This window comes from Enterobacter cloacae complex sp. IR5458, from assembly GCF_049238025.1.
Taxonomy (GTDB): Bacteria; Pseudomonadota; Gammaproteobacteria; order Enterobacterales; family Enterobacteriaceae; genus Enterobacter; species Enterobacter kobei.
This window is the reverse complement of the sequence record NZ_JBMKIF010000037.1, coordinates 14,710-34,500: the sequence shown is the minus strand read 5'-3', so window position 1 is coordinate 34,500 and position 19,791 is coordinate 14,710. Positions and strand designations below refer to the sequence as shown.

The 19,791-nt window shown below is 52.4% G+C and carries 19 protein-coding genes; 1 reads left to right on the top strand and 18 read right to left on the bottom strand.

What is annotated here, in order from left to right:
* The coding region (locus ACOTYN_RS22110; protein WP_421634773.1) for a hypothetical protein at positions 1 to 365 on the top strand (365 nt) is incomplete at its 5' end.
* A gap of 132 nt (positions 366 to 497) precedes the next feature.
* Here the strand turns inward: ACOTYN_RS22110 and ACOTYN_RS22105 are convergent.
* The 18 genes from ACOTYN_RS22105 to asnC form a co-directional block, all read right to left on the bottom strand.
* On the bottom strand, positions 498 to 2,975 hold the full coding sequence (locus ACOTYN_RS22105; protein WP_371886255.1) for a fimbria/pilus outer membrane usher protein: 2,478 nt from the start codon (positions 2,973 to 2,975) through the stop codon (positions 498 to 500).
* A 41-nt stretch (positions 2,976 to 3,016) separates the two neighbouring features.
* Positions 3,017 to 3,697: a fimbria/pilus periplasmic chaperone gene (locus tag ACOTYN_RS22100; protein ID WP_071922755.1), complete on the bottom strand. Its 681-nt coding sequence runs from the start codon at positions 3,695 to 3,697 to the stop codon at positions 3,017 to 3,019.
* A 101-nt stretch (positions 3,698 to 3,798) separates the two neighbouring features.
* Positions 3,799 to 4,320 carry a fimbrial protein gene (locus tag ACOTYN_RS22095; protein WP_014881887.1) on the bottom strand — a complete coding sequence of 174 codons (522 nt, stop codon included), beginning with the start codon at positions 4,318 to 4,320 and terminating at the stop codon, positions 3,799 to 3,801.
* A 330-nt stretch (positions 4,321 to 4,650) separates the two neighbouring features.
* Positions 4,651 to 6,480, bottom strand: a complete 1,830-nt coding sequence (gene glmS, locus ACOTYN_RS22090; RefSeq protein WP_014881886.1) for a glutamine--fructose-6-phosphate transaminase (isomerizing) — start codon at positions 6,478 to 6,480, stop codon at positions 4,651 to 4,653.
* 224 nt (positions 6,481 to 6,704) lie between these two features.
* Positions 6,705 to 8,075: a bifunctional UDP-N-acetylglucosamine diphosphorylase/glucosamine-1-phosphate N-acetyltransferase GlmU gene (gene glmU, locus ACOTYN_RS22085; RefSeq protein ID WP_032635218.1), complete on the bottom strand. Its 1,371-nt coding sequence runs from the start codon at positions 8,073 to 8,075 to the stop codon at positions 6,705 to 6,707.
* Positions 8,076 to 8,213: 138 nt separating this feature from the next.
* Entirely contained in the window at positions 8,214 to 8,633 is a 420-nt protein-coding gene (locus tag ACOTYN_RS22080) for a F0F1 ATP synthase subunit epsilon (protein WP_006177560.1), read from the bottom strand.
* A gap of 20 nt (positions 8,634 to 8,653) precedes the next feature.
* Complete coding sequence (atpD, locus tag ACOTYN_RS22075; RefSeq protein WP_003862362.1) at positions 8,654 to 10,036, bottom strand: F0F1 ATP synthase subunit beta; 1,383 nt, start codon at positions 10,034 to 10,036, stop codon at positions 8,654 to 8,656.
* Positions 10,037 to 10,067: 31 nt separating this feature from the next.
* Positions 10,068 to 10,931, bottom strand: coding sequence for a F0F1 ATP synthase subunit gamma (atpG, locus tag ACOTYN_RS22070; RefSeq protein WP_014881884.1), 864 nt, complete (start codon positions 10,929 to 10,931; stop codon positions 10,068 to 10,070).
* Positions 10,932 to 10,982: 51 nt separating this feature from the next.
* On the bottom strand, positions 10,983 to 12,524 hold the full coding sequence (gene atpA, locus ACOTYN_RS22065) for a F0F1 ATP synthase subunit alpha (RefSeq protein WP_003862367.1): 1,542 nt from the start codon (positions 12,522 to 12,524) through the stop codon (positions 10,983 to 10,985).
* A 12-nt stretch (positions 12,525 to 12,536) separates the two neighbouring features.
* The gene (gene atpH / locus ACOTYN_RS22060) at positions 12,537 to 13,070 is read right to left on the bottom strand and encodes a F0F1 ATP synthase subunit delta (RefSeq protein WP_008500192.1); all 534 of its coding nucleotides are present in this window, start codon (positions 13,068 to 13,070) and stop codon (positions 12,537 to 12,539) included.
* A 14-nt stretch (positions 13,071 to 13,084) separates the two neighbouring features.
* Positions 13,085 to 13,555, bottom strand: coding sequence for a F0F1 ATP synthase subunit B (atpF, locus tag ACOTYN_RS22055; protein WP_003862370.1), 471 nt, complete (start codon positions 13,553 to 13,555; stop codon positions 13,085 to 13,087).
* A gap of 48 nt (positions 13,556 to 13,603) precedes the next feature.
* Entirely contained in the window at positions 13,604 to 13,843 is a 240-nt protein-coding gene (gene atpE / locus ACOTYN_RS22050) for a F0F1 ATP synthase subunit C (RefSeq protein ID WP_000429386.1), read from the bottom strand.
* 49 nt (positions 13,844 to 13,892) lie between these two features.
* Entirely contained in the window at positions 13,893 to 14,708 is an 816-nt protein-coding gene (gene atpB / locus ACOTYN_RS22045; RefSeq protein WP_014881883.1) for a F0F1 ATP synthase subunit A, read from the bottom strand.
* A gap of 8 nt (positions 14,709 to 14,716) precedes the next feature.
* Positions 14,717 to 15,097, bottom strand: coding sequence for a F0F1 ATP synthase subunit I (gene atpI / locus ACOTYN_RS22040; RefSeq protein WP_014881882.1), 381 nt, complete (start codon positions 15,095 to 15,097; stop codon positions 14,717 to 14,719).
* Positions 15,098 to 15,713: 616 nt separating this feature from the next.
* Complete coding sequence (rsmG, locus tag ACOTYN_RS22035) at positions 15,714 to 16,340, bottom strand: 16S rRNA (guanine(527)-N(7))-methyltransferase RsmG (RefSeq protein ID WP_071922756.1); 627 nt, start codon at positions 16,338 to 16,340, stop codon at positions 15,714 to 15,716.
* Between the two features lie 107 nt (positions 16,341 to 16,447).
* Positions 16,448 to 18,337: a tRNA uridine-5-carboxymethylaminomethyl(34) synthesis enzyme MnmG gene (gene mnmG, locus ACOTYN_RS22030; RefSeq protein WP_071922757.1), complete on the bottom strand. Its 1,890-nt coding sequence runs from the start codon at positions 18,335 to 18,337 to the stop codon at positions 16,448 to 16,450.
* A 374-nt stretch (positions 18,338 to 18,711) separates the two neighbouring features.
* Positions 18,712 to 19,161, bottom strand: coding sequence for an FMN-binding protein MioC (gene mioC, locus ACOTYN_RS22025; protein WP_045134507.1), 450 nt, complete (start codon positions 19,159 to 19,161; stop codon positions 18,712 to 18,714).
* A gap of 90 nt (positions 19,162 to 19,251) precedes the next feature.
* Positions 19,252 to 19,710, bottom strand: a complete 459-nt coding sequence (gene asnC, locus ACOTYN_RS22020) for a transcriptional regulator AsnC (protein ID WP_014881879.1) — start codon at positions 19,708 to 19,710, stop codon at positions 19,252 to 19,254.
* Positions 19,711 to 19,791 lie beyond the last annotated feature (81 nt).

Below are 19,791 nucleotides of genomic sequence, written 5' to 3'. Positions count from 1 at the left end.
CAGCGGGCATCGTTAACTTAAGATACAAAAGCTGTCCGGAAATGGCGGGTCAAGATCACGCCATTATGACACCGGTACGTTCCCCCAATGTCATTTGGCAGGTGATCGAAGGGAACGGTGGTGTAGCCAACGCCAAGAATGTAGATTTGCAAACCGATATCAAGATACTTATTGAGATAATAATAGGAGATATTGTTTCTGCTAGTGGTGGGCTGCAGGGCTGGATTAACCACGCTGGTGATGTAAGCATGATCGTAACTTTCATTTTTCCCCGTCTGGCAGTAGCACGTTCCCTTAAACGAAGTCGTAGAGTTATTCATATCGATCATATGCTGCATGCCAACCAGGTTATCAAGCGTCGTTAATTGTTCCGCGACAGTGAAATAGTTATGGTATTTGCCATTGTCTGGTACGCAGTATCCGGTAGGCGCCGCCTGTAAAAAAAAAGCGGCAAAAAAGAGAGTAAAAAGCCAGAATTGGGGTTTCATTCTTATCCTTTATCGACAAATGACAGGCAGTTGCACCAGCCCGGAATCAGGTTTCTGATGGATGTGATAATCAGCCAGACAGGCCTTGCCGCTGCTGAGCGTCAGCGAAAATTGCCCCGATTCGGGCATGCCGGCGAGATAGAGTTCACCTTTGTCACCGACAATTCCCGTTGCGCTTCCCACATTAAGCGCAGCGGTACCCACCGCACCAAACGGTGCTGGCTTGCCGTTCGCCAGTGAAACGCTAAACAGCACCCGATAGCCGATGTGCGTAACAAACTCGGCTTTCACCACCGCGCCACGCGTAGGCACCAGGTTTTGCACGCTGCGTTCCAGCTCAACGTTGCCTGAAACAAAATCCTTATTCTGAAGCGCAATACGGTTCTCATCGTAGGGTGAAAGCTGCGTCTTCACGGTGTAGCCGCGCCAGTCGGTGGCAACGCCGCTGGCGTTATCTACCGATAACCCTGACGCACCAGGCGCTTTGATCAGCGCCACCGTTTCGCCCATCTCCTGCGAGAAGGTGATGCCTTCGTCGTGGATCAACACGCCGCCGCTGACGCCGTAGTTCAGGCTCTGGCTTTCGTCGCTCCAGGCATAATTCGTCTTTAGCGAGCCGTAGGACGCATCCCAGACCAGTCCCGCATTTCCCGCCGAGGTGCCGCGGTTTTCATACACGGACTGCTGTATGTTCCAGCTCAGATTGTTATCGTCGAGCAGATTGCCGTTCAACCCAATCTGGTGGGAAGGTGTGCCATGGTTGCTGTGGGCGTAGTTGTAGTTGACGTAGCTGTTGGGTAACCAGGCCGAAAGCGGCAGAGACAGCGACAGCATAACGAGATGCTCGCTTTCATCTTCTTGTTGCCACTCTCCCATGCTGTCAGACACCGTATCGGTATAGTTCCACGACAGGTTCCACACGACCTGCTTCCAGCTGTTGCTGTAGCCTATCTGTATCAGGCGCTGCACATCGTCTGTACGCCAGAATTGCTCCCGGCTCAGTGTAAGATAGACATTACCGTACCCCTCGGAAAACGGTTGAGTCCAGGTGCCTTCTACCCGGCTGCGGCGGTTGCCCGTATGCCAGAAGTTCTCGCTATCGCCCGTGCGCGATGCCCATTCGCCCAGGGTGTAAAACCCTTCCGTTGAATAGCGATAACCTACAATACGCAGGCTGGTATTGCTGACGTCGAACGTTTTTGAGTACAGAAAACGCCAGGATTGCCCCTGCTCGTCATCGTCCGTAAAGTGCGATTGGGCATGGGTGATATCCATCGAAATAGCGCCGATATTGCCGAGATCTTTACCAATGCCGGCGGCAAACGCGCGGTAATCGTCTGCCAGCTGCGTGCCACCATACAGCGTCATTCCCCACGCCATTCCGTGCAATACCTGTGCCTGCATCACCTCTGGCATAAACCGATCGTTATCACGACGCTCGCCGATGCTGATGTCCACATCCGTTTGCCCCTCCCGACGCAAAATTGCCAGAGATGCGTAAGGCTGAACAAAATGCTGCTCGCTGCCGTCTTCCTCTTTGATGGAGACGTCCAGATCTCCGCCGCTTGAGGTGGTGTTGAGATCGGTCAACACAAACGGCCCCTGCGGCACGGCCGACTGATAAATCATGTAGCCGTTCTGGCGGATGGTGACCACGGCGTTGGTTTTCGCCACGCCGCGCACCACCGGCGCAAAACCGTTCTGGCTATCGGGGAGCATGTCGCTGTCGGTGTACAGACGCACGCCGCGCACCTGTGAACTGTCGAAGAGATCGCTCGCGGTCCACGTATCACCCGCCATGGCCTGGCTGCGCAGGCTGGCAATATCATGCTGTAAGTACGTGCTCAGCGAACGAACGTTACCGCGGCTGTTGACCGCATTTAAGGCGCTATAGTTACGCAGACGCCATCCGCCAATGTTCAGCCCGCTGCGTAAATTCAGGTAGTAGAGATCGTCACTGTCATAGTCTGACTTCAGCGTCTGGGTCGTGGAGAAATCGTAGTTCAGCATCAAAGCGTCAATACCCTGATCCCAGCGCGAGGGCGAAATGGCGTCACGCGCCGTGGCGTCCAGATAGACCTGAGGGATCGACGCCTTCAGCGCAAGCTTTTCGCTGTCCAGCGTCCATTTCGCGCCAGGCAGCACAGGCACCGGTTCACAACCTTCAGCATTCACCGTATCCAGCGCTTTAATCGCGTTCACTTTCAGGCCAAACATCGCCAGCGTGTTTTTTACATCCACAAAACAAGGCGCCAACGCACTCTCCGGATCGTGGCGGAAAAAACGCACCGCCCTGCGCGCAATGAATCGATCGTTCACATAGATATCAACCTGATATTCTCCTTCAGGCAGGTTATCCGGGCGATTGAACTGGCTGATATCGACCTCAATGGGCCGATCAAGCTCCAGCAGACGCACGTTAAAGAGTGGTCGTGTGGCACTGACGAGAAGCGGATAGCTTCCTCCCAGCCACAGCAGGGATAAAATCAAAGAGTGAAAACGTTTCAATACAAGCAACCCCGCCGCGGTTAAAGAGGTTGCTGAATAGCGTCGCTAATCGCGCCGTAATCATTAATACTGTGCCAGGTGAGCATTTTGCTCACGCCAGCAGGCAGCGCCAGCCGACGTGTCTCAAACGGCATTATCATCGCCAGGTCAAGCGGCTTGCCATCAATAACCACGTCGATCACATTGACGTGAATGGCCGTCGGGTTGGTGACCACCAGCATGCTACCCTGCCGTTGCCATTTCACTTTCAGAGCGGCTGTTTCAGGCGTTTCCTTAACACCCGCCGGACGCCAGAAGAGTTTAATGCGCGTTTTGATGGCAATTTCCAGCTTGCTGCTTTCTTCAGTTGTCGACGGGGGAATATTTTTAATATTCAGCCAAAACACGGACTCCCTGTCAGACGGTAATTCGCCCTGAGTTTTAATGATACGCAGGACACGCTCCTGGCCGGGCTCCAGCCGGGAGACGGGAGGAATAACCGTAAAGGGCGGCTGGTGCTTATCCGCATTGTTAAAAGGCTCAACCCACGCCTGAAGAAGGTAAGGCAGTGCCGTATCTCTATTTAAGACAGAGAGGGTGGTATCTGCTTTATTTCCAGGGAAGATAACGCGGGTGCCACCAATAACAATCCCGGCACTTGACGTCCCGGTAGCGAATGAGAAAAGAAGAGCAACAAATAAAATTATAAAACGCCTGCGCATATTATATCCTGTAACAGGCCTGGATAATTTCCGATAAAAGGGCGCAACAAACCCAACCTCACCAGGCCTGATTATTTTTTTACAGAAAGAGATTGAAGGAATTAATTACTGTATGTAATGGTAAATTCCGAATCCGCATTGGCAGTGCCCGCCGTTACGGTTGCAGACGTGGCGATATAGCGAGCCATAAATGGTAACGACGCCTTGCCGGAGGAAATAGTGGCAGGCGTAGACTGATTGTAAAGCTTAAGCAGACTGTTATCGGCGCGGTTATAAATTGCAATCGCAACGCCACTCGCCCCGCCAGAAGACAGCTTCAGGTACCCGTCACCGTCTTCGGTGCCGTCAAAACGGGCGCTGGCTTTTTTGTAGGTATCCGGGCAGTTCAGCAGATCGATCTGGAATGCCTGAACCGACGCCATTGACCCCACGCCGGTAAACGTTGATTTATTCACTTTGCCTAAATCAACGGTCTGGTCTTTAGTACCGGTAGACACCTCACAGGTACTATCGATAATTTCGCCCGTGAAATGGACAGTACCATTGCCATTGGCCGCATGTGTCTGCGCACCGAAAAATAAAGAGGAAAGCACAACAATGCTCTTTAACGTATTTCCTTTCATTACAACACCATCCTGAATTATACATTGCAAAATACTATTTCCCTGATAAATGCTTCAGGGCATACAAGCGAAGAGCATTAAACTCTTTAAAATAAAAAATAACAAGAAGAAATATTATTCTATTATTCTCGCCTGCCGAATATGGAATAGTTCAGGATGAAGTGAGGTCTTAATATAATATTATATTTAAAAAAACAGGATTAATTCTACCAGGATTTATATATCTCTATTATTCCAGAATTATATTTTCAGAGTAAATTTATATTTACCGATCAAAAAATAGCCCCACAATCATAGATTTATGGGGCTATTTCACTTCAATATATAAAATTATTCAACCGTGACCGATTTCGCCAGGTTACGCGGCTGGTCAACGTCAGTGCCTTTGATCAGCGCCACGTGATAAGCCAACAGCTGCAGCGGAACAGTGTAGAAGATCGGTGCAATCACCTCTTCGACATGCGGCATTTCGATGATGTGCATATTGTCGCTGCTGGCAAAACCGGCATCTTTATCAGCGAAGACGTACAGGACACCGCCGCGGGCGCGCACTTCTTCGATGTTGGATTTCAGTTTTTCCAGCAGTTCGTTGTTTGGTGCCACAACGATGACCGGCATATCCGCATCAATCAGCGCCAGAGGGCCGTGTTTCAGCTCGCCTGCCGCATAAGCTTCAGCGTGAATGTAGGAGATCTCTTTCAGCTTCAGCGCGCCTTCCAGCGCGATCGGATACTGATCGCCACGGCCCAGGAACAGGGCGTGATGTTTGTCAGAGAAATCCTCCGCCAGCGCTTCAATGCGTTTGTCCTGAGACAGCATCTGCTCAATACGGCTCGGCAGCGCCTGCAGCCCGTGAACGATGTCGTGCTCAACGGAAGCATCTTCGCCTTTCAGGCGCGCCAGCTTCGCCACCAGCATCAGCAGAACCGTCAACTGAGTGGTAAACGCTTTAGTAGAGGCGACGCCAATTTCGGTGCCCGCTTTGGTCATCAGCGCCAGATCGGACTCGCGCACCAGTGAAGAACCTGGAACGTTACAGATGGCCAGAGAGCCCAGGTAACCCAGCTCTTTAGAAAGACGCAGCGCTGCCAGGGTATCTGCCGTTTCACCGGACTGAGACAAGGTGATCATCAGGCTGTTGCGACGCACAGCGGATTTGCGATAGCGGAATTCAGACGCGATTTCCACGTCGCACGGCACACCCGCCAGGGATTCAAACCAGTAGCGAGAGACCATACCGGAGTTGTAGGAGGTGCCACAGGCGACGATCTGAATATGCTCAACCTTGCCGAGCAGTTCATTGGCATTGGCACCCAGTTCGCTCAGATCCACCTCGCCGTGGCTAATGCGCCCGGTCAGGGTGTTTTTGATCGCGTTTGGCTGCTCGTAAATCTCTTTCTGCATGTAATGACGGTACGCGCCTTTGTCGCCCGCATCGTACTGCAAATTAGATTCAATCTCCTGACGCTTAACCTGCTCGCCTTTGGTATCGAAGACGGTCACGCTGCGGCGAGTCACTTCCGCGATATCTCCCTCTTCCAGGAAGATAAAGCGGCGGGTCACCGGCAGAAGTGCCAGCTGATCGGAGGCGATGAAGTTTTCCCCCATCCCCAGACCGATTACCATTGGGCTACCGGAACGCGCGGCCAGCAGCGTGGACGGGTCGCGGGAATCCATGATTACCGTACCGTACGCACCGCGCAGCTGAGGAATAGCGCGCAGTACCGCTTCACGGAGCGTGCCGCCCTGTGCCAGCTCCCAGTGCACCAGGTGAGCAATCACTTCGGTGTCGGTTTCTGAGACAAAGGTATAACCGCGCGCTTTCAGTTCTTCGCGCAGGGGTTCGTGGTTTTCGATAATGCCATTATGGACGACCACGATGTGTTCAGACACATGCGGGTGGGCGTTACCTTCGGATGGTTCACCGTGCGTCGCCCAGCGGGTGTGCGCAATACCCGTCCCGCCGTGCAGCGGATGTTCTTCCGCAGCCTGGGCCAGCATCTGCACTTTACCCAGACGGCGCAGACGGGTCATATGACCTTCTGCATCTACGACAGCCAGACCGGCAGAGTCGTAACCACGGTATTCCAGACGACGTAAACCTTCGAGAAGGATTTCAGCAATATCACGCTGCGCAACTGCGCCAACAATTCCACACATATTTTAGATTCCGAATTTAGGCATGATGCCTGCGTTGTCGCTGACCTGTATTTGCCCTTTCCGGGCACCCCGAGCCTTGTAGAGAGTGGGGTTATAGTTATGGGTACTGCTTGTGGGGGGAGATATATATTTATCTCCTCACCCGGGTGTGCCTGATGACGGCTACGCCTTATCAGGCCAACTCAATCGTAGGGCGGGTAAGCGTAGCGCCACCCGCCTTGTTGTTACTTCTTCTTCACCGGGCGTTTCCAGCCCTGCTTGTGCACCTGCGGCACGCGGCTTAACACTAACTCGTTATCCGCCACGTCACGCGTCACGGTCGTCCCGGCGGCAATGGTCACGCCGTTACCTACGGTGACAGGCGCCACCAGCTGCGTGTCAGAACCCACAAACACGTCGTCGCCGATAATGGTTTTGAACTTGTTGGCACCGTCATAGTTACAGGTAATGGTTCCTGCACCAATATTCACGTTGTCGCCAATTTCTGCGTCACCCAGATAGGTCAGATGACCGGCTTTCGAGCCTTTACCCAGACGCGCTTTTTTCATTTCCACGAAGTTGCCTACGTGAGCGCCTTCCAGCAGCTCAGCACCTGGACGCAGACGCGCAAACGGACCGATAGTACACGCCGCGTCCAGATGAGCATCTTCAACCACGCTGTACGGGCTAATTTCGCAGTCGTCACCGATGACGCTGTTTTTGATAACACAGCCGGCGCCAATTTTGACGCGGTTGCCAAGCTGAACGTTACCTTCAAGGATAACGTTAGTATCAATCTCAACATCTCGCCCGTGCGACAGGGTCCCGCGCAGATCGAAACGCGCTGGATCGCGCAGCATTACGCCGGCCAGCAGCAGATTTTCGGCCTGCTCAGACTGATAAATGCGCTCGAGACGAGAAAGCTGCAGACGGTTATTCACGCCGTCCGTTTCACTGATGCGCGCCGGATGAACGGCGGCAATTTCACGCCCTTCGTGGTACGCCATCGCAATGATATCGGTGATGTAGTACTCACCCTGCGCGTTGTTGTTATTGAGCTTCGACAGCCAGCGCTTCATATCTGCGCCATTGGCAATCAGGATACCGGTGTTGATCTCCTGAATCTGACGCTGTTCATCGCTGGCGTCTTTGTGTTCAACGATACCCGTTACGTGGCCGTTCTCACGCGTGATACGGCCATAGCCCGTTGGGTCATCCAGCACGACGGTTAATAAACCGATGCCGCCCTGCGGTTTGGCTGCACGCAGGCGAGTCAGCGTCTCGACGGAGATCAGCGGGACGTCTCCGTAGAGCATCAGGATGTCTTCGTCATCGGCAAAGAAAGGGGCGGCCTGCTGCATTGCATGGCCAGTACCCAGCTGTTCAGCCTGGAGCACCCAGTTTAGCGCGTCATCGCTCAGCGCCTTTTTAAGCAGATCGCCACCGTGTCCATAAACCAGATGGACCTGGCGGGCCCCCAATTCATTCGCTGCATCAATGACATGCTGCACCATTGGCTTTCCTGCCAGACGGTGAAGCACTTTAGGCAGATCGGAATACATGCGGGTACCTTTGCCAGCGGCAAGGATCACCACGCTCATCGCACTGTTTGACATACGCATCCTGACGGTAATTTAAGTGAGAAGTAAAAACGTTTGATGCTTAAAATTCTACATCTTTTTCATCATGAATTAAGGCACAAAAAAAAAGCCAGCCTGGTATACAGACTGGCTTTTGAGCTTTTCAAGCCGGTGTTACATCGCTTTTTTGGTCAACTCGATAACGCGCAGTTTCGCGATCGCTTTGGCCAGCTCCGCAGACGCCTGAGCGTAATCCACGTCACCATGAGAGCTGCTAATGTGCTCTTCAGCCTTACGCTTCGATTCCAGGGCTCGTGCTTCGTCGAGATCCTGGCCACGAATAGCGGTATCGGCCAGAACGGTCACACTGCCTGGCTGCACTTCAAGAATGCCGCCGGACAGATAGATAAACTCTTCATGACCGAACTGTTTAACGATGCGGATCATACCAGGCTTAATGGCGGTGAGCAGCGGTGCGTGACCCGGGAAAATACCCAGTTCACCTTCACTACCCGTTACCTGGATTTTCTCGACCAGACCAGAGAACATTTGTTGCTCTGCGCTGACGACATCCAGGTGGTAAGTCATTGCCATATCACCCTCCGATTAAGGCGTTAAAGTTTTTTGGCTTTTTCCACTGCTTCTTCGATGGAACCAACCATGTAGAACGCCTGCTCTGGCAGGTGATCGTATTCGCCTTCCATGATGCCTTTAAAGCCACGGATGGTGTCTTTCAGGGAAACGTATTTACCCGGAGAACCGGTGAATACTTCCGCAACGAAGAACGGCTGGGACAGGAAGCGCTGGATCTTACGCGCACGTGCTACCACCAGTTTGTCTTCTTCAGACAGCTCATCCATACCCAGGATGGCGATGATGTCTTTCAGTTCCTGGTAACGCTGCAGCAGGGACTGTACGCCACGCGCGGTGTCGTAGTGTTCCTGACCCACAACCAGTGGATCCAGCTGACGGCTGGTGGAGTCCAGCGGGTCAACGGCCGGGTAGATACCCAGAGACGCGATCTGACGGCTCAGTACCACGGTTGCATCTAAGTGCGCAAAGGTGGTGGCTGGTGATGGGTCAGTCAAGTCATCCGCAGGTACGTATACCGCCTGAACGGAGGTGATAGAACCGGTTTTGGTAGAGGTGATACGTTCCTGAAGAACACCCATCTCTTCCGCCAGCGTAGGCTGATAACCTACCGCTGAAGGCATACGACCCAGCAGTGCAGATACTTCAGTACCGGCCAGGGTGTAACGATAGATGTTATCAACGAACAGCAGAACGTCACGGCCTTCGTCACGGAACTTCTCAGCCATCGTCAGACCAGTCAGCGCAACGCGCAGACGGTTTCCTGGTGGCTCGTTCATCTGGCCGTAAACCAGGGATACTTTGTCCAGAACGTTGGAGTCGGTCATTTCGTGGTAGAAGTCGTTACCCTCACGAGTACGTTCACCTACGCCCGCAAACACAGAGTAACCGGAGTGCTCGATCGCGATGTTACGGATCAGCTCCATCATGTTTACGGTTTTACCTACACCCGCACCACCGAACAGACCAACTTTACCGCCCTTCGCAAACGGACACATCAGGTCGATAACTTTGATGCCGGTTTCCAGCAGTTCCTGAGAGCTTGACAGCTCTTCGTAGGAAGGTGCCGCGCGGTGGATAGCCCAACGCTCTTCTTCACCGATGTCGCCTTTCATGTCGATTGGCTGACCCAATACGTTCATGATACGACCCAGTGTTGCTTTACCTACAGGCACTTCGATCGGGTGCTCAAGGTCTTTCACTTCCAGACCACGACGCAGACCGTCGGAAGAACCCATCGCGATGGTACGCACGATACCGCCGCCGAGCTGCTGCTGAACTTCCAGCACCAGGCTCTCGTTACCATTCTGTACCTCAAGCGCGTCGTACACGCGTGGTACGGCGTCCTGAGGGAACTCGACGTCCACCACGGCGCCGATTACCTGGACAATCTTTCCAGTAGCCATCTTGAATCCTCTACGTAATTCGTAAACCTGGTTAAACCGCGGCGGCCCCCGAGACAATCTCGGTGAGTTCCTGAGTAATGCTGGCCTGACGAGCTTTGTTGTAAACCAACTGCAGCTCTTTAATCAGGCTGCCGCCATTATCGGTCGCGGCTTTCATCGCCACCATTCGTGCGGCCTGCTCGCTGGCCAGGTTTTCTACAACGCCCTGATAAACCTGAGATTCAACGTAACGACGCAGCAGGGTATCCAGCAGCGGTTTCGGATCGGGTTCATACAGGTAATCCCAGGCTTTCTGCTTCAACTCGTCATCTTCTGATGCCGGTAAAGGCAGCATCTGAGTGATCGTAGGCACCTGAGACATGGTGTTAATAAATTTGTTGCTGACAACGTACAGTCTGTCCAGACGGCCTTCATCATAGGCCTGCAACATCACTTTAACCGGGCCGATCAGTTCGGACAGGGACGGGTTATCACCCATACCGGTCACCTGAGCGACAATGTTGCCACCAACGGAGTTAAAGAAAGAGACGCCTTTAGAGCCAATCAGTGCCAGATCGCACTGAACGCCTTTATCGGACCAGCCTTTCATATCCGCCAGCAGTTTTTTGAACAGGTTAATGTTCAAGCCGCCACACAGACCACGGTCAGTCGACACTACCAGGTAGCCCACGCGCTTAACGTCGCGTTCTTCCAGGTAAGGGTGCTTGTATTCCAGATTACCGTTTGCAAGGTGACCAATCACTTTGCGCATGGTCTCTGCATAAGGACGGCTGGCCGCCATGCGATCCTGCGATTTACGCATTTTGGAAGCGGCGACCATCTCCATCGCTTTAGTGATCTTTTGCGTGTTCTGGACGCTTGCGATCTTACTACGTATCTCTTTTGCGCCGGCCATGAGCTTCTCCTCAATGCCAGGCGGCTTGTCCTGAGACAAGCCGCCGGACGATTACCAGGATTGGGTTGCTTTGAAGGAATCGAGGATAGCTTTCAGCTTGCCTTCGATTTCGTCGTTATAGCCACCGGTCTGGTTGATCTCTTGCATCAGCGGAGCGTGATCACGGTCGACGTAAGCCAGCAGAGCGGCTTCGAAGCTACCGATTTTCGCCAGTTCCACATCTTCGAGGTAACCGCGTTCAGCCGCGAACAGTACCAGGCCCTGCTGAGCAACAGACATTGGTGCGTACTGTTTCTGCTTCAGCAGCTCGGTCACTTTCTGACCGTGGCTCAGCTGTTTACGGGTTGCTTCGTCCAGATCGGATGCGAACTGAGAGAACGCAGCCAGTTCACGATACTGTGCCAGCGCGGTACGGATACCACCGGACAGTTTCTTGATGATCTTGGTCTGAGCAGCACCACCAACACGGGATACGGAGATACCCGGGTTAACCGCCGGACGAATACCGGAGTTAAACAGGTTGGTTTCCAGGAAGATCTGACCATCGGTAATGGAGATTACGTTGGTCGGAACGAACGCAGAAACGTCACCCGCCTGGGTTTCAATGATCGGCAGTGCGGTCAGAGAGCCCGTTTTACCCTTCACTTCACCTTTGGTGAAGTTCTCGACGTATTCCGCGTTAACGCGGGAAGCACGCTCCAGCAGACGAGAGTGGAGGTAGAATACGTCGCCCGGGAATGCTTCACGTCCTGGTGGACGACGGAGCAGCAGGGAAACCTGACGATAAGCAACAGCCTGTTTAGACAGGTCATCGTAAACGATCAGTGCATCTTCACCGCGGTCACGGAAGTATTCGCCCATTGCGCAACCCGCGTATGGCGCCAGGTATTGCAGTGCAGCAGATTCAGAAGCGGTAGCCACAACCACGATGGTGTTAGACAGCGCGCCGTGCTCTTCCAGTTTACGAACCACGTTAGAAATGGTGGACGCTTTCTGGCCGATAGCCACGTACACACATTTGATGCCGGAGTCACGCTGGTTGATGATGGCGTCGATTGCCATCGCGGTTTTACCGGTCTGACGGTCACCGATGATCAGTTCACGCTGACCACGACCGATTGGGATCATGGCGTCAACAGACTTATAGCCTGTCTGAACAGGCTGATCGACGGACTGACGATCGATAACGCCTGGTGCGATAACTTCGATTGGAGAGAAGCCATCGTGCTCAACCGGACCTTTACCGTCGATTGGCGCACCCAGGGTGTTAACAACGCGACCCAGCAGGCCACGGCCAACCGGCACTTCCAGAATACGGCCAGTACACTTAACCTTCATGCCTTCGGCGAGGTCAGCGTATGGACCCATCACAACCGCACCTACGGAGTCGCGCTCCAGGTTCAGTGCGATAGCGTAACGGTTACCCGGCAGGGAAATCATCTCACCCTGCATACAATCGGCCAGGCCGTGGATGCGGATAACACCGTCACTTACAGAAACAATAGTACCTTCATTGTGAGCTTCGCTCACAACATTGAACTGAGCAATGCGCTGCTTGATCAGTTCGCTGATTTCGGTGGAATTCAGTTGCATGCTCCAGTCCCCTTAAGACTGCAAGACGTCTGCAAGGCGTTCAAGACGGCCGCGTACGCTGCCATCAATGACCATATCACCCGAGCGGATGATTACGCCTGCCATTACAGACTTATCGATTTTGCAATTCAGCTTAACTTTGCGTGACAGACGTTTTTCCATCGCGGCGGTGATTTTCGCAAGCTGTTCATCACTCAGTTCAGTCGCTGAAGTCACTTCGACTTCAGCTGTTGCTTCACTAAGGGCACGTAAGTGCTCAAACTGCTCGAGAACATCCGGGAGCACACGGAGACGACCATTTTCTGCCATCACCTTAATCAGGTTCTGGCCGTTGGCATCCAGTTGCTCTCCGCACACGGCGATAAACGACGCGGCGAGAGTTTCAGGCGCTAACGCACCGGAAAGCAACTCGGCCATTTGTTCGTTTTTCGTCACCTCAGCGGCAAACGCCAGCATATTCTGCCAGCGATCGACATTTTGGTGTTCGATAGCAAAGTCAAAAGCTGCTTTGGCGTAGGGGCGAGCTACCGTAACAAATTCAGACATCAGCCCCTCCCTCCTTACAGTTCAGCGACAAGTTTGTCCACGATGTCGCTGTTAGCAGCTTCATCCACGGAACGTTCGATGATCTTCTCGGCGCCAGCAACAGCCAGAATCGCAACCTGCTTACGCAGTTCTTCACGAGCACGTTTACGCTCAGCTTCAATTTCAGCCTGAGCCTGTGTCACGATCTTAGTACGTTCCTGTTCTGCTTCAGCTTTGGCTTCGTCCAGGATCTGCGAACGGCGTTTGTTAGCCTGTTCGATGATGACCTGAGCTTCCGCTTTCGCTTTTTTCAGCTGGTCTGTCGCGTTGGCCTGTGCAAGGTCCAAATCTTTCTTAGCGCGTTCTGCAGAAGCCAGACCGTCAGCAATTTCTTTCTGACGTTTTTCGATGGCAGCCATTAAAGGCGGCCATACATACTTCATGCAGAACCAGACAAAGAGAATAAACGCGATGGCCTGGCCGAGGATTGTTGCGTTCATGTTCACAGCACAATACCTCTTAAATTTCTGTGGCTTGGGGTTTTAAAACAACTACTACGCGACAGCAAACATCACGTACAGACCCAGACCTACAGCGATCATTGGGATAGCATCCACCAGACCCATAACGATAAAGAACTGAGTACGCAGCAGAGGAATCAGATCAGGTTGACGCGCTGCGCCTTCCAGGAATTTGCCCCCGAGGATGCCGATACCGATCGCAGCACCGATAGCCGCCAGACCCATCATCACAGCGGCAGCCATGTACAGCAGATCCATATTCAGGTTTTCCATGACAGTCTCCAGTTTGTTTCAATTAAAACGTAGTAGTGTTGGTAAAAAATCAGTGCTCTTCAGACGCCATCGACAGATAGACGATCGTCAGAACCATGAAGATAAAGGCTTGCAGCGTAATGATCAGGATGTGGAAAATGGCCCATGGCACATTCAGAATCCACTGTGACCACCACGGCAGAAGACCCGCGATCAGAATGAAAATCAGCTCACCCGCATACATGTTGCCGAACAGTCGCAGACCCAGTGAAACAGGTTTGGACAGCAGGCTAACGCCTTCCAGGATCAGGTTGACCGGAATAAACGCCCAGTGGTTGAACGGCTGCAAGGTAAGCTCTTTCACAAAGCCGCTTACGCCTTTCATTTTGATGCTGTAGAAAAGAATCAGGATAAACACGCCCAGCGCCATCGACAGAGTGATGTTTACGTCCGCAGACGGTACAACACGCAGTGCAGGCAGGCCGAAGATGTGCTCGCCGATGAACGGCAGCAGGTCAATTGGCAGCAGGTCCATCAGGTTCATCAGGAAGACCCAAACGAACACGGTCAAGGCCAGCGGAGCAATCAGCTTGCTCTTACCATGGTACATGTCTTTCACGCTGCCATGGACGAAGCCGATGATCATTTCAACGAATGTCTGGAATTTCCCTGGAACACCGCTGGTCGCCTTTTTAGCAACGCTGCGGAACATGGCCAGGAACAGAAGACCCAATACCACCGAGAAGAACATGGAGTCGATGTTGATCGTCCAGAAGGTGGCCGGGGGGTTATGCGGATCCACCAGCGAGAATGTACGCAGGTCCAGCTGAAGGTTATTCAGATGGTGACCTATGTAATCCTGCGGCGTCATATTTTCTGAAGCCATGATGCCTTTTACCCTTTGTTATTGATTACAGCTGGAGCCAGAACTTGTACCACCAGCACCAAAACCCACGTTGCTATCAGCGGCATGAAGACCACTTTCAAAACCGCCAGCGCCATCACCAGTAAAGCAAAGGTCAGCAACACCTTAAACACTTCGCCAAGAGCGAAGGACCAGGCCACGCGGCCTTTGGCGGGTGTATGCGCCTGATGACGCCAGGCAAAAATCATAAACAACACGTTTGGCAGCACAACTGCCAAACCCCCGCACACGGCGGAGATGCCCCAGAAGGGGTCTTTGAGGCTAAACAGCAGTCCACTTGCTATCACAGCCAGAAACTGAATGAACAGAAGCTTACGAGCAACGTTTCTACTCAAGAGCGACACAGACATCACGTTTTTACTCCTGCTCCCTTCGAGGTATGCCGCGTGTCGTATAAAACGTCCTTTAAGGCTCAGAGTCAAGCATCAAAAAGCGGACAAATTATACGGTGCGTACCCGTGATTTCAAACATTAAGTAGCGAAAAGGTGAATAAATGTTTAAATATTTTTCCCCACCGCTATTTTTCAACTTTCGCTGAAAGCATCGACCTTCGAGCAAAACTGCAAACAGCGCGAAAACGTTGACTACAAAGCGTGCACGAGATCACAAAACACACATTTGCGATAAGGTTGTATTTATCAAAGCCGTAAATCGCACAGGAGTATCTTTCTGAAATCAAAGATAAAATATCGCAACTATTTTCAAAACAGCCCCGTACACAATAAAAACCTTTTATTGACATTCTTAATAAATAATTAACATCGCACTCTGATTACAGTCTCCCACTTTTAGCAGACTGATATTTTCATAGTTGACTATCTTCACGGTGAATAATAGGCGCAACGTTAACCATAAGAAAAACCATGGTAAAAAAGAGGTTAAATGCTAACGGGTAAATCCATGTGAGTTGTGCTGTTTTTTAACATCACCAGAACAGCACAAATTCCACATTTTTTATTAATTTTTTAAAAATTGTTTGGCTTAATTATCACCAGATGACGTTCACCGTCGAGCTGAGGAATGTTTAATTTCTCGATGGATTCAACGGCAAAACCGTCCGGAAGCTGTTCAATTTCATCACCCGGCAGTTGCCCTTTCAGCGCATAGAAACGCCCTTTATCTTCTGCGGGCAAATGTCTACACCAGCTCACCATGTCATTGAGTGAAGCAAAGGCGCGGCTGATAACACCGTCAAACGGCGGTTCTGCCGGAAACGCCTCTACCCTGCTTTGAACGGGCGTGATGTTCTCAAGCTTCAGCTCATGCTGAACCTGTCGTAAAAAGCGCACGCGCTTACCGAGGCTGTCCAGCAGCGTGAAATGACTTTCCGGCCGGACAATCGACAGCGGAACCCCTGGCAGACCAGGCCCCGTGCCAACGTCGATAAAACGCTCCCCCTTCAGATACGGTGCCACAACGATGCTATCGAGAATATGGCGTACCAGCATCTCGTTGGGGTCGCGTACCGACGTCAGGTTGTACGCTTTGTTCCATTTGTTCAGCATATCGACATAGGCCAACAGCTGGTTTTTCTGGTGATCGGTGAGCGAAATACCTGCCTGATCCAGCAGACGAGAGAGTTTGTTGAGCACGGTGAATACCTGTTGGAAAACTTAGGTGGCGGGTGGCGCTTCGCTTACCCGCCCTACGGGTTCAGTAGGCCCGGTAAGCGCATCGCCACCGGGCAATGTTCTGGGCATTACGCGCTGCGGCGCAGCATACCCTGTTTCTTCAACCACACCAGCAGAATCGAAATCGCGGCGGGCGTAACGCCAGAGATACGTGATGCCTGGCCGATGGATACCGGTTTATGATCGTTCAGCTTAGCGATCACTTCGTTGGAAAGCCCCGTCACCTGACGGTAGTCCAGCATTTCCGGCAGCAACGTGTTTTCGTTACGCTGCTGTTTTACAATCTCATCCTGTTGGCGCGCGATATAGCCTTCGTACTTCACCTGAATTTCGACCTGTTCAGCGGCTTCGGCATCTTCAAGACCCGGGGCGAACGCGGTGAGTTTCACCAGATTCTCATAAGTCACTTCGGGACGACGCAGCAGATCTTCACCGCTGGCTTCACGTGAGAGCGGCGCAGTTAAGTGAGCGTTCACTTCGGCAGCGGTTTCAGCCTGTGGATTAACCCACGTGGTTTTCAGACGCTGACGTTCCTGTTCAATGCGCTCCAGCTTCTCGTTAAAGCGTGCCCAGCGTTCGTCATCGACCAGACCCAGCTCGCGGCCCATTTCAGTCAGACGCAGGTCGGCGTTATCTTCGCGCAGCATCAGGCGATATTCCGCACGAGAGGTAAACATACGGTACGGTTCTTTGGTGCCCAGGGTGCAGAGATCGTCAACCAGTACGCCCAGATAGGCCTGAGAACGCGCCGGGGCCCAGCCCTCTTTTTCGGCAGAGAAACGGGCAGCGTTCAGACCGGCCAGCAGACCCTGTGCAGCCGCTTCTTCGTAACCGGTGGTGCCGTTAATCTGGCCCGCGAAGAACAGACCGTGGATGAATTTGCTCTCCAGGGTTGGCTTCAGGTCACGCGGGTCGAAGAAATCGTACTCAATAGCGTAGCCAGGGCGAACGATTTTCGCATTCTCCATGCCCTGCATTGAGCGAACAATCTGCATCTGCACATCGAACGGCAGGCTGGTGGAGATACCGTTCGGATAAATTTCGTTTGAGGTTAGCCCTTCCGGCTCCAGGAAGATCTGGTGCTGGTTACGATCGGCAAAGCGCATCACTTTGTCTTCGATCGACGGGCAGTAACGCGGACCGATCCCTTCGATCACACCGGCGTACATTGGGCTGCGATCGAGGTTATTGCGGATCACGTCATGGGTTTTTTCGTTGGTATGCGTGATGTAGCACGGTACCTGCTGCGGATGTTGCGCCGCATTGCCCATGAACGAGAAGACCGGCATCGGGTTATCACCGTGCTGTTGCGCAAGCACGCTGAAATCAATGGTGCGCGCGTCAATACGCGGCGGTGTGCCAGTCTTCAGGCGGCTTACGCGCAGTGGCAGTTCACGCAGACGACGAGAGAGCGGAATGGATGGCGGATCGCCTGCACGGCCACCGCTGTAGTTATCCAGACCAATATGAATTTTCCCGTCCAGGAAGGTGCCGACGGTCAGTACCACCGCTTTGGCGCGGAATTTAAGGCCCATCTGGGTCACAGCACCCACGACGCGATCGTTCTCAACGATAAGATCTTCTACCGCCTGCTGGAAGATCATCAGGTTTGGCTGGTTCTCCAGCGCGGTACGTACGGCCTGACGATAAAGCACGCGGTCTGCCTGTGCACGAGTGGCACGCACTGCCGGCCCTTTACTCGCGTTTAGTATCCTAAACTGGATGCCTGCATGATCGATCGCTTTCGCCATCAGGCCGCCAAGCGCATCCACTTCTTTTACCAGGTGTCCTTTCCCAATGCCGCCAATCGCCGGATTACAGGACATTTGTCCCAGCGTGTCGATATTGTGTGTCAAAAGCAGGGTCTGTTGACCCATACGCGCTGCGGCCATTGCGGCCTCAGTGCCTGCGTGACCCCCGCCAATGATGATGACGTCAAAAGGATCCTGATAAAACATGGTGGTCTGCCTCGCGTAAAGCGGTATGAAAATGGATTGAAGCCCGGGCCGTGGATTCTACTCAACTTTAGTCTTTCGAGAAAGCATTGGGATCCTGGGCTATTAAAAAGAAGATCTTTTTATTTAGAGATCTGTTCTATTGTGATCTCTTATTAGGATCGCGTACTTGTGTGGATAAGTCCGATCCGGCAAATAAGATCATGCAGTTAGGAAGGATCGTTTGCTGTGAATGATCGGTGATCCTAGACCGTATAAGCTGGGATCAGATCGCGACTTTATACACAGGCTAAAAACGATACAACAGTTGTTCTTTGGATAACTACGGGTTAATACGAGATTTTAACCAGAGTTATCCACATCTGATCGCGCGATCTTTAATCGTTTTTGAGTAAATTTTTCCATTCACCCAACCAGATCTCGGCCGGATCCTCTGGAATATCATGATCGAGGATGTTGATCTTGAGTGTTTCACCCAGCTGTTTTGCTCCGCAAGAGGTGATAACAGCTTCGACTTTCTCTATTGCCCCGCAAAAGGTGTCATATTCACGACTGCCGATCCCCACAGCGCCAAAACGGACCTTTGAGAGGTCAGGCTGCTGTTCCTGCAGTTCGTCATATAAAGGTTGCAGGTTATCCGGCAGATCGCCCGCGCCATGCGTGGAGGTGATCAGCAGCCAGACCCCGTCAGTCGGGAGATCTTCAAGCAGCGGTCCGTGCAGGGTTTGTGTTGAAAAGCCCGCATCTTCCAGCTTCTCAGCCAGATGTTCCGCTACATATTCCGCACCACCGAGGGTGCTGCCGCTGATAAGGGTAATGTCCGCCATTGATCTCTCGCTCAGATAAAGAGGGAGATATTGTACGCTGTGAACGAGCTGGGATCTACCTGTGGAAAATGTGGGAATGAATTTGCCCGATCATGGGCGGATGGTACGCATGATCGGGTTTTGCAGGGAGATCAGTGTCTCGGTGGACTGAATTTCATCAATTGTTTGGATCTTGTTGATAAGTACCTGCTGGAGGGCATCGATGGATCGGCACATCACTTTTATAAAGATGCTGTAGTGCCCCGTGGTGTAGTACGCCTCGGTGACCTCATCCAGCGCATTGAGCCTGGCCAGGGCGGAAGGATAGTCTTTTGCGCTTTTAAGAATGATGCCGATAAAGCAGCAGACGTCGTAACCCAGCTGCTTCGGGCTGACGTCAATGCGCGCGCCGGTAATGATCCCCGCCTGCTTCATTTTCTCTACGCGAACGTGAATGGTTCCCGGGCTGACACCAAACTGTTTCGCCAGTTCGGCGTAGGCGGTACGGGCATTGGCCATTAACGCCTCGAGGATGCCGCGGTCGAGATTGTCGATCTGATAATTTTCCATAGCTTTTTCTTATGAAGATTGATGATTCTTTCTATTCTAGCGTCATATTTTATCGATTCAAAAGTGAAGTCGGCTTTTTGT